The following is a 10,849-nucleotide window of genomic DNA, read 5'->3' as shown; positions in this document are numbered from 1 at the left end:
CCGGTCACCCTCCACGGAGCGGCTCACATAATCGCGCGCGACGAGCCTCTCCAGCATGCGATAGATTTCGCTCGGTCCCCGGCCCATCGCCTTGACGATTTCGGCCCGGGTGAGGCCGTAAGGCTGACTGGACAGAAGCTCGAGAATGTCGAGCCCCTTGTCGAGCGCGGGGGCGCGATAGCGGTCTTCGGTGGTCTTCTTGCTGTTCACGTCATGTCCTCCGACCGGCTGCTTTGATGAGGAATTGAGCCTCTTGTCAACTTTGATGTTGCAATGCTCTTTTATATATGAATAGACTATTTGTATATAAACGATGATGGAGCTGCGGCTCAACAGGGAGGAGGTCATCGTATGCGACTACAAGGGAAGCGGATCCTGATATCCGCTGCGGCTCAGGGTATCGGCCGCGCCAGTGCACTTGCCTGCGCCGCTGAAGGGGCGTCGGTCATCGCCGTCGACATCAATGAAGAGGGGCTTGCCGCGCTGGCCGCCGGGGGCGACACCATAGAGACGCACCGCCTCGACGTGCGCGATCGCGCGGCAATCGATGCGCTCGCCGCAAAGGCCGGCGGGCTCGACGGGTTGTTCAACTGCGCCGGCTTTGTTCACAACGGGACGATTCTCGACGTGTCGGAGGAAGACTGGGCATTCAGCACGGATCTCAACGTCACCTCCATGTATCGCATGACGCAGGCTTTCCTGCCGGGCATGCTGGAGAGGGGAGGTGAGACGGGCAGTGTCTCCATCCTCAATATGGCCTCGATGGCCTCCTCGATCAAAGGCTTCGCCAACCGCGCGGTCTATGGCACCACCAAGGCGGCGGTGATCGGCCTGACGAAATCGGTCGCTGCCGACTTCGTCAAGCAGGGCGTGCGGTGCAACGCGCTATGCCCCGGCACGGTCGACACGCCATCGCTGCGCGGTCGCATCGCCTCGGCGGCCGATCCCGTGCAGGCGGAGAAGGATTTCATCGCGCGCCAGCCCATGGGGCGGCTCGCCACGGTGGACGACATCGCACCGCTGGTGCTGTATCTTCTCTCGGATGAAAGCCGCTTCGTCACCGGGCAGGCGGTGCTCGTCGACGGCGGCGTGACGATCTGAGGATCGTGCCATGGCAACGGTGTCAACAATCGTGACGACCAAAGCCGGAACAGATGGTCTCCGGCCGGTCGTCTCCATGCGCGGCATCGAGAAGCGCTTCCCCGGCGTGCACGCACTGAAAAACGTGCGCTTCGAGCTCATGCCTGGCGAAGTGCACGCCCTGATGGGGGAAAACGGAGCGGGCAAGTCCACGCTCATGAAAATCCTGTCGGGCATCTACCCGAAGGATGACGGCGAGGTGCTGGTCGACGGCCAGCCGGTCGTGATCGAAAGCCCGCGCGCGGCGCAGGATCTGGGCATCAGCATCATCCATCAGGAGCTGAGCCTGATGAACGATCTGACCGCCGCCCAGAACATCTTCATCGGCCGTGAGCCCCGCCTGCGTTTCGGCCGGCTGGACGAAGCCGCGCTCAACCGCCAGACGGCGGAAATCTTCGCCTCCATGAACCTGAAGCTCGACCCCAGGGCACAGGTGGGCGGGCTGACCATTGCCAAGCAGCAGATGGTGGAGATCGCCAAGGCGCTCTCCTTCCATTCCCGCGTGCTGGTCATGGACGAGCCGACGGCGGCCCTGAACAATGCCGAGATCGAGGAACTGTTCGTCATCATCCGCCGGCTGAAGGCGGAAGGTGTCGGCATCATCTACATCTCGCACAAGATGGACGAGTTGAAGCGCATCGCCGATCGGGTGACGGTGATGCGCGACGGCCAATATGTGGACACCGTTTCCGCCGCCGACACACCGGTGAACCAGATCATCTCCATGATGGTGGGGCGGGCGCTGACCGACAGCGCGGTGGAGGTGCCGGACCTCGATCAGGCGCCAGTCGCGCTCGAAGTGAAGGGTCTCACGCGCGGGCGCGAAATCCGCAATGTCAGTTTCTCGGTGAGAAAAGGCGAAATCCTCGCTTTGCCGGGTTGATGGGGGCGGGCCGCACGGAAGTGGCGCGGGCGATCTTCGGCGCCGATCCGCGCGAGGCCGGCGATATCTCCATCCATGGAGCACCTGTCGACATTCGCACACCCGCCGATGCGGTCGCTGCCGGCATTGGCTACCTTTCCGAAGACCGCAAGCATTTCGGCCTTGCGGTCGGCATGGACGTGCGCGCCAACGTCGCCATGGCGAGCCTGGAGCGCTTTACCGGCAGGCTCGGCGCGCTTGACGAGGCGGGCATGCGCGATGCCGCGCGCGGCTATATCGACCAGCTCGCCATTCGCACCCCTTCCGACCGGCAGGAGGTGCGGCTGCTCTCCGGCGGGAACCAGCAGAAGGTGGTCATTGCCAAATGGCTTCTGCGCGACTGCGACATCCTCATCTTCGATGAGCCGACACGCGGCATCGACGTCGGCGCGAAGAGCGAAATCTACAAACTCTTGAACGGGCTGGCGGCGCAGGGGCGGGCGATCATCGTGATCTCGTCGGAACTGCCGGAAGTGCTTCGGCTCAGCCACCGCATCGCCGTCATGTGCGAGGGGCGGCTGACAGGCATTCTGCCGGGAGGGGCGGAAACCAGCCAGGAAGACATCATGCGCCTCGCCACAGAACGCGAGAGCGCCATGGAACCGGTGGGAGGAGAACAATGAGCACCGTGGAAGCCACTCCGCAGGCCGGCTTTGCCGCACGGCTTCTGCAGGCGGGCGCACACCAGAAACTATTGGCCTTCATGAGCCTGATCATACTTCTGATCGGCTTTTCGCTGGCCTCGCCAAACTTCATGCAGACCTCGAACATCATCGCCATTCTGCAGGCGACCTCGGTGAACGGGGTTCTGGCCATTGCGGCCACGCTCGTCATCATCACCGGCGGCATCGACCTTTCGGTCGGCACGCTGATGACGTTCTGCGCGGTCATCGCCGGCGTGGTGCTGACCTACTGGGGCCTGCCGCTGCCGTTTGGCGTGCTTGCGGCCATCGGTGCCGGTGCGCTGTGCGGTCTCACGTCGGGCACCTTCGTCGCCAAGATGAAGATCCCGCCCTTTATCGCCACGCTCGGCATGATGCTGATGCTCAAGGGGCTCTCGCTCGTCATATCCGGCACGCGGCCGATCTATTTCAACGACACGCCGGGCTTTACCGAGATTTCGCGCGGGTCGCTGATCGGCGAGGTCATCCCCGCCCTGCCGATCCCCAATGGCGTGCTGATCCTGTTTCTCGTGGCCATCGCAGCCAGCTACATTCTGGGCCGCACCGTGCTCGGGCGCTACACTTTTGCGCTGGGTTCCAACGAGGAATCGGTGCGCCTTTCCGGCGTCAACACGGATGCCTGGAAGATGGCGGTCTATGCGCTGGCCGGCGGCATATGCGGCATTGCCGGCCTGCTCATCGCCTCGCGCCTCAATTCCGCGCAGCCCGCTCTCGGCCTCGGCTACGAGCTGGAGGCGATTGCCGCCGTCGTCATCGGCGGAACCTCGCTTGCCGGCGGGCGCGGCACGATCCTCGGCACGCTGATCGGCGCCTTGATCATGGCGGTTCTGGCCAATGGCCTGCGCATCCTCTCGGTGGCGCAGGAATGGCAGACCGTGGTGACGGGCGCGATCATCATCCTCGCCGTCTATGCCGACATGATGCGCAAGCGGCGCATGGGATGAGTTTCAACACGAAGAGGGCGGTGAACGCCCCGGGTTTTGATCAGATAAGTGAGTGTGAGCAAGAAACCGGAGGAGGAAACATGTTCACGAGACGCGCAATGCTGGGCGCCATCAGCGCCGCAGCCCTCGTCGCAAGCGGTATGGCCGCTTCGGCGCAGGACAAGATGTATATCCCGCTGATCTCGAAAGGCTTCCAGCACCAGTTCTGGCAGGCCGTGAAGGCCGGTGCCGACAAGGCAGCTGAAGAGCTGGATGTGGAGGTCACTTTCGAGGGACCGGACAATGAAACCATGGTCGACCGGCAGATCGACATGCTGGCGGCGGCTCTTGCCAAGAAGCCGGCAGCACTCGGCTTCGCCGCGCTCGACAGCCAGGCGGCCATTCCGCTTCTGAAGCAGGCGGATGAGGCGGGCATTCCCGTGATCGCTTTTGACTCCGGTGTCGACAGCGACATCCCGAAGGCGACTGCCTCGACCGACAATCTGGCCGCAGCGGCCCTTGCCGCCGACAAGATGGCCGAGCTGATCGGCGGGGCTGGGCAGGTTGCCGTTGTCGCCCACGACCAGACGAGCCGCACCGGCATTGACCGCCGCGACGGTTTCGTCAATCAGGTGAAGGAAAAATATCCGGACATCGAGATCGTCACCATCCAGTATGGCGGCGGCGACCACCTGCAGTCGACGGAGATCACCAAGTCCATCCTCCAGGCCAATCCGGATCTGAAGGGTATTTTCGGCACCAATGAGGGCTCCGCCATCGGCGTGGTCAACGGCGTGCGCGAGATGGACCGCACCAATGTTGTGATCATCGGCTACGATTCAGGTGCACAGCAGAAAGAGGCAATCCGTGATGGTCTGATGGCCGGCGCGATCACGCAGAACCCGGTGGGCATCGGCTACGAGACGGTGAAGGCTGCCGTGGCCGCCGCCAAGGGCGAAGAGGTGCCCGCGGCGATCGACACAGGCTTTTACTACTACGACAAGACCAACATAGACGATCCGGAAATCGCAGCCGTTCTTTACGACTGACGGATCTTCACGACCGCTCCGGGGAAGCCCTCCCCGGAGCATCTTTCAAGCCAACAGGACATGACATGAAGCTTCTCCGCTACGGCCCGCGCGGCCAGGAAAAACCCGGCCTCCTGGACAATGAGGGGCGCGTGCGTGATCTCTCCGGCGTGATTGCCGATCTGGCCGGCCCGGCGCTCGAACCCGAGGGCATCGCCAGGCTGAAGGCGCTCGACCCGGCCACCTGCCGGCGGTCGAAGGCAGGCCGCAGGACGGTCTGCGGCTGGGCCCCTGCGTGGGAAGCATCGGCAAGTTCATCTGTATCGGCCTCAACTATGCCGACCATGCCGCCGAAACCGGCGCGGACATTCCAAAAGAGCCCATCATCTTCAACAAGTGGACCTCGTCCATTGTCGGACCGGACGACGATGTGGAACTGCCACGCGGCTCTCTGAAGACCGACTGGGAAGTGGAGCTCGGCGTGGTGATCGGCAAGGGTGGGAAATACATCGAGGAACAGGATGCCCTTTCCCATGTCGCCGGCTACTGCGTGGTGAACGACGTTTCGGAACGGGAGTACCAGATCGAGCGCGGCGGCACCTGGGACAAGGGCAAGGGCTGCGACACATTCGGCCCCACCGGCCCCTGGCTGGTGACGCCGGACGAAGTGAGCGACGTCGACAGTCTGGGCATGTGGCTGGAGGTCGACGGCAGGCGCTATCAGGACGGTTCCACGTCAACGATGATCTTCCGCGTGCCGGAGCTGATTGCCTATGTCAGCCGCTTCATGAGCCTGCAGCCCGGCGATGTGATCTCCACCGGAACGCCGCCCGGCGTCGGCATGGGGCAGAAGCCACCGGTCTATCTGAAAGGTGGCGAAGTGATGCGCCTCGGCATTGAAGGGCTGGGCGTACAGACACAGAAAGTCGTGAGCGCAAAATGACCAAGATTACCGGCCTGCGTACCGTCGATGTGCGCTTTCCCACCTCCGACCATCTGGATGGCTCTGATGCGATGAACCCGGATCCGGATTATTCGGCAGCCTATGTGATCCTTGAAACCGATGGAGACCATGAAGGCCATGGCCTGACCTTCACCATCGGACGCGGCAACGAGATCTGCTGTGCGGCCATCGAGGCCATGCGCCATCTCGTCGTCGGGCTCGACATGAACTGGGTCGCCGAGGATATGGGCCGTTTCTGGCGTCATGTGACCTCCGACAGCCAGTTGCGCTGGATCGGGCCGGACAAGGGCGCGATCCATCTGGCGACGGGCGCGGTGGTCAACGCCGTTTGGGACCTGTGGGCAAGGATCGAAGGCAAGCCCGTCTGGCGGCTGGTCGCGGAGATGAGCCCTGAGGAACTCGTGCGCTGCATCGATTTCCGCTACATCACCGACTGCATCACGCCCGAAGAGGCGCTTTCATTCCTGCGCGAAAAAGCGGCAGGCAAGGAAGAACGGATCGCCACGCTCGAGCGCGAGGGCTACCCCTGCTACACCACATCCGCCGGCTGGCTCGGCTATGACGATGAAAAGCTCCGGCGGCTCTGCCGGGAGGCTGTGGATGCCGGGTTCCACCATGTGAAAATGAAGGTCGGCCGGGACCTCGACGACGACATTCGCCGTTTGACCATCGCCCGCGAAGTGGTCGGCCCGGACGTCAATCTGATGATCGATGCCAACCAGGTGTGGGAGGTGGACGAAGCCATCGAATGGGTGAACCGGCTCTCCTTCGCCAAACCGTGGTTCATCGAGGAACCGACGAGCCCGGACGACATCGAAGGGCATCGCAGGATCCGCGAAGGTGTCGCGCCGGTCGAGGTCGCCACCGGCGAAATGTGCCAGAACCGCATCATCTTCAAGCAGCTCATCATGCGTGGGGCCGTCGATGTGGTGCAGATCGATTCCTGCCGCCTGGGCGGTGTGAACGAGATCCTAGCGGTGATGCTGATGGCGGCGAAGCACGGGCTCAAGGTCTGCCCGCATGCCGGCGGTGTCGGCCTTTGCGAATATGTGCAGCATCTCTCCATGATCGACTATCTGTGCATCGCCGGCACACGCGAGGGGCGTGTCATCGAGTATGTCGATCATCTGCATGAGCATTTCGTGGAACCCTGCGTGGTCCGCAACGCGGCCTATATGCCGCCGCAGGCACCCGGCTTCTCCATCGAGATGAAACCGGCCTCGCTGGAGAAATACCGCCACCGCGCAGCCGGGGAGCGGGTGCCGGCATGAGAGCTTCGGACCCGGTTGCGCTGCGCGCCAGCACCGCGCAGCCGGTCACGCTGACGCGCATGGGATTTGGCGGCGCGCCGCTCGGCAATCTCTATCGCCGGGTCGAGGAAGCGGATGCGCAGGCAACGTTGCAGGCCGCTTTCGACGGCGGCATGCGCTATTTCGACACCGCGCCGCAATATGGCCTCGGGCTTTCCGAACAGCGCTTCGGGCAGGCGATCCGGCGCTTCGGGCGCGATGCGATCACGCTCTCGACCAAGGTCGGGCGGCTTCTGGAAGACTGCGGGCCCGACGCGGTGACATCCACCGCCTTTGTCGATACGCCGCAGAAAAAAATTGTCTACGACTACACCTATGATGGCGTGATGCGCAGCCATGAGGCAAGCCTCGCGCGGCTCGGTGTGGAGCGTGTCGACATTCTTCTCGTGCACGATGTGGACGTTTTCACCCACGGCACTCAGGAGGCAAGCGACGCGAAGGTGCGCGAGCTTTTCGACGGCGGCGGCTACCGGGCGCTCTGCGAGCTGAAAAAGGCGGGGCAGGTGCGGGCCATCGGCGCTGGCGTCAATGAATGGCAGGTGTGCGAACGCCTGCTCGGGCTCGGCGATTTCGACGCTTTTCTCTTGGCCGGGCGCTACACGCTTCTGGAACAGGAAGCGCTCGACAGCTTCCTGCCGCTCTGCGTGAAGCGCGATGTCGGAATCATTCTGGGCGGACCCTACAATTCCGGCATTCTGGCGACCGGGGCCATCGAGGGCGCGCGCTACAATTACGAGCCCGCACCTGCAGACATCCTCGACAGGGTGCGGCGGATCGAGGCCGTGTGCGCCGCGCACGGCGTGAAGCTGATCGAGGCGGCCCTGCAATTCGTGATGGGACACCCGGCGGTGCGCACGGTTATCCCCGGTGCGATGACACCGGAAGAAGTGGAGGCGAACATCGCGCTTTTTTCGCGTAACGTGCCTGCCGGACTGTGGTCTGACCTCAAGGGCCAGAACCTGATCCGGCCCGACGCACCGACCCCGGAGGAAAACTGATGCTGCGTGGTATCGACCCCATTCTCTCACCCGATCTCCTGCGCATCCTGCGCGCCATGGGCCATGGCGATGAGATCGTCATTGCCGATGCGAACTTTCCCGGCGAGGCGAGCGCGCGCGATTTCGTGCGGCTCGACGGCATTTCCGCGCCGCGTGTGCTGGAGGCGGTTTTGAGCGTGATGCCGCTCGATTCCTTTGTCGACGATCCCGCGATCAGCATGCAGATGGTGGACGACCCGGATGGTGTGCCGCCGGTGGTGGCCGAGTTTCAGACCGTGATCGATCGGGTGGCGGACAACCCGGCGCAGATACGCCCGTTGGAGCGCTTTGCCTTCTATGACCGCGCGCGCGATGCCTTTGCCGTCATCCAGACGGGTGAGCGGCGCTTCTACGGCAATGTGATCCTGAAGAAAGGCGTTCTGCCGCAAGAGGACACCTGACCATGCGCCGGATCGATGCCCACCAGCATTTCTGGAAACTTTCTCGTGGCGATTATGGCTGGCTGACGCCGGAGCTCTCCGCAATCTACCGCGATTTCCTGCCCGACGATCTCAAGCCCCTCATGGAGGCCGAAGGCATCGAAGGCACCGTTCTGGTGCAGGCGGCGCCGAGCGACGCGGAAACGGATTTCATGCTCTCGCTGGCCGACGAGAACGCCTTCATCAGAGGCGTTGTCGGCTGGGTGGATTTCGAAAGCCCGGACGCCCCGGCGCGCATCGCGGAGCTGGCTGCACATCCTCTATTCAAGGGCCTGCGCCCCATGATTCAGGACATCCCCGATCCGGACTGGATGCTGCACCCGCAACTCAATGCGGCTTTTCGCGCGCTGATCGATCACGGGCTCGTCTTCGATGCGCTGGTGCTGCCACGCCACCTGAAAAATCTCGCCGTGCTGGTAGACCGCTATCCCGAAATGAGCGTGGTGATCGACCATTGCGCCAAGCCGGGCATTGCATCGGGCGCCATGGAAAATTGGGCTGAGGACATGGCATCTCTTGCCATGCGTCAACAGGTCTCGTGCAAGCTCTCCGGCCTCGTGACGGAAGCGGGGGAAGGCTGGGACCGGGAAAAGCTTCAGCCCTATGCGGACCACGTGTTGACGGTCTTCGGGCCGGGCCGCGTGATCTGGGGCAGCGACTGGCCGGTCTGTACGCTTGCCGCAAGCTATTCCGACTGGAGCGAAGCGACCGCCGCGCTGCTCCAGCGGTTTGATGCGGCGGACTGGGAAGCAATCCTCGGAGCCAATGCCGGACGCATCTACGGGCTGCGCTGACCGCGGCTTTCCTGGAGCCATTTACCGTTTTACGGAAACGCCGCTCCATTCCATCTATCAATTTGCTGCATTTGTGCGGACGTCAGGTGATTCCACCTGACTGCAAAATGCTGTAATCGTTCAGGACTGTCCTCGGCATCACAGCCTTGAGCCTTCCCACGTCATTCGCCCCGCCCGCCTTGAGCCGGGTACCCATGCCATCGCGGCCAACTCACATGATTTTCCTCTCGCTGCACATTCTTCGAAGATGCCCCTCTTGTGCATCTCGAATGTTATGATATTACATTCCATCCATCAGTCAAAGGAGCCATCCATGCCGAACCAGGACAACCGCCTGCCCGTAACCGTGCTTTCGGGCTTTCTGGGCGCGGGAAAGACGACGCTTCTCAACAACATCCTGAACAACAGGGCCGGGCGTCGGGTTGCGGTGATCGTCAACGATATGTCGGAAGTGAACATCGACGCCGATCTGGTGCGCGAGGGCGGGGCCGACCTTTCGCAGACCGACGAGAAGCTGGTGGAGATGACCAATGGCTGCATCTGCTGCACGCTGCGCGACGATCTCCTGAAAGAGGTGCGGCGCCTGGCGGCCGAGGGGCGTTTCGATTATCTCCTGATCGAATCCACCGGGGTTTCGGAGCCGCTGCCAGTGGCGGCCACATTCGAATTCCGCGATGAGAAAGGCGTGAGCCTTTCCGATGTCGCGCGGCTCGACACGATGGTCACGGTGGTCGACACGCTGAACCTGCTCGAAGACTATGCCAGCCATGATTTCCTGCGCGACCGGGGCGAGGTCGCGGGCGAGGGGGACGAGCGCACTCTCGTCGACCTCTTGGTCGATCAGATCGAGTTCGCCGACGTCGTGATCCTGAACAAGGTGAGCGACGCCGGGCCGGAACGGCTCGACGCGGCGCGCAAGATCGTCATCGCGCTCAACCCGGATGCGCAGATCATCGAGACCGATCATTCGCATGTTGCGCCCGAGCGCATCTTCGACACGGGGCTTTTCGATTTCGAGGCGGCGCACCAGCACCCGCTCTGGGCCAAGGAGCTTTATGGCTTCGCCGATCATGTGCCGGAAACGGAGGAATATGGCGTTTCCTCCTTCGTTTATCGCGCCAGACGACCGTTCCATCCCCAAAGGGTGCATCAGGTGCTGAACGCGCCATTGCCCGGCGTGATCCGCGCCAAGGGGCATTTCTGGATCGCGACGCGACCCGACTGGGTGGCGGAATTCAGCCTGGCCGGGGCCTTGTCCAGCGTGAAGCCGCTGGGCACCTGGTGGGCGGCTGTGCCGCGCGAGCGCTGGCCGAACCACCCGGAGGCGAAAGCCTTCATGGACCGCTACTGGAGCGAACCCTATGGGGACCGGCGGCAGGAGCTGGTCTTCATCGGCACAGGCATGGACCGCGAGCGCATCACCGCCGCGCTGGACGCTGCTCTGGTGGGAAGCGAGACGCGCTTTGATCCCGCGGAATTCCGTGCGCTGGCGGACCCTTTCCCGCGCTGGCAGCGGGCACAGGCCGCCTGAGGCGCGGGTGCCGGCAGCGCGTGTCCTCTCCCTCGCCTTCGACAAGCTCAGGATGAGGGAGAGGACATGGATCGTGG

At 63.1% G+C, this 10,849-nt stretch carries 9 protein-coding genes and 2 pseudogenes; 10 read left to right on the top strand and 1 reads right to left on the bottom strand.

What is annotated here, in order from left to right; genetic code table 11:
• The coding region (locus JCM21793_RS30695) for a helix-turn-helix domain-containing protein (RefSeq protein ID WP_155983506.1) at positions 1–210 on the bottom strand (210 nt) is incomplete at its 3' end.
• Between the two features lie 141 nt (positions 211–351).
• Between JCM21793_RS30695 and JCM21793_RS21170 the strand changes: the two genes are divergently transcribed.
• From JCM21793_RS21170 to JCM21793_RS21125, 10 genes and pseudogenes are all read left to right on the top strand, one after another.
• Positions 352–1,101 carry an SDR family oxidoreductase gene (locus JCM21793_RS21170; protein ID WP_025031634.1) on the top strand — a complete coding sequence of 250 codons (750 nt, stop codon included), beginning with the start codon at positions 352–354 and terminating at the stop codon, positions 1,099–1,101.
• 76 nt (positions 1,102–1,177) lie between these two features.
• Positions 1,178–2,685 (top strand): annotated as a pseudogene (locus tag JCM21793_RS27560) (sugar ABC transporter ATP-binding protein).
• Positions 2,682–3,689 (top strand): ABC transporter permease, encoded by a 1,008-nt coding sequence (locus JCM21793_RS21160; RefSeq protein ID WP_007007278.1) that lies wholly within the window; start codon positions 2,682–2,684, stop codon positions 3,687–3,689. The pseudogene JCM21793_RS27560 and the gene JCM21793_RS21160 overlap by 4 nt, the downstream one beginning before the upstream one ends.
• An 80-nt stretch (positions 3,690–3,769) precedes the next feature.
• The gene (locus JCM21793_RS21155) at positions 3,770–4,717 is read left to right on the top strand and encodes an ABC transporter substrate-binding protein (protein WP_007007277.1); all 948 of its coding nucleotides are present in this window, start codon (positions 3,770–3,772) and stop codon (positions 4,715–4,717) included.
• Between the two features lie 65 nt (positions 4,718–4,782).
• Positions 4,783–5,639: pseudogene (locus tag JCM21793_RS27555) on the top strand (fumarylacetoacetate hydrolase family protein).
• Positions 5,636–6,931, top strand: a complete 1,296-nt coding sequence (locus JCM21793_RS21145; protein WP_025031633.1) for an L-fuconate dehydratase — start codon at positions 5,636–5,638, stop codon at positions 6,929–6,931. The pseudogene JCM21793_RS27555 and the gene JCM21793_RS21145 overlap by 4 nt, the downstream one beginning before the upstream one ends.
• Positions 6,928–7,968: an aldo/keto reductase gene (locus JCM21793_RS21140; RefSeq protein WP_025031632.1), complete on the top strand. Its 1,041-nt coding sequence runs from the start codon at positions 6,928–6,930 to the stop codon at positions 7,966–7,968. Before JCM21793_RS21145 ends, JCM21793_RS21140 begins: the two co-directional genes overlap by 4 nt.
• Complete coding sequence (locus JCM21793_RS21135; RefSeq protein ID WP_025031631.1) at positions 7,968–8,408, top strand: RbsD/FucU family protein; 441 nt, start codon at positions 7,968–7,970, stop codon at positions 8,406–8,408. Before JCM21793_RS21140 ends, JCM21793_RS21135 begins: the two co-directional genes overlap by 1 nt.
• A 2-nt stretch (positions 8,409–8,410) precedes the next feature.
• Complete coding sequence (locus tag JCM21793_RS21130; protein WP_025031630.1) at positions 8,411–9,241, top strand: amidohydrolase family protein; 831 nt, start codon at positions 8,411–8,413, stop codon at positions 9,239–9,241.
• A 313-nt stretch (positions 9,242–9,554) separates the two neighbouring features.
• Positions 9,555–10,772: a GTP-binding protein gene (locus JCM21793_RS21125; RefSeq protein WP_025031629.1), complete on the top strand. Its 1,218-nt coding sequence runs from the start codon at positions 9,555–9,557 to the stop codon at positions 10,770–10,772.
• The last annotated feature ends 77 nt before the right edge of the window (positions 10,773–10,849 follow it).

Source organism: Nitratireductor aquibiodomus NL21 = JCM 21793 (assembly GCF_000615975.1).
Classification (GTDB): domain Bacteria; phylum Pseudomonadota; class Alphaproteobacteria; order Rhizobiales; family Rhizobiaceae; genus Nitratireductor; species Nitratireductor aquibiodomus.
Note: the sequence above shows the minus strand (reverse complement) of the source record. Positions and strands in the feature narration are given on the sequence as shown.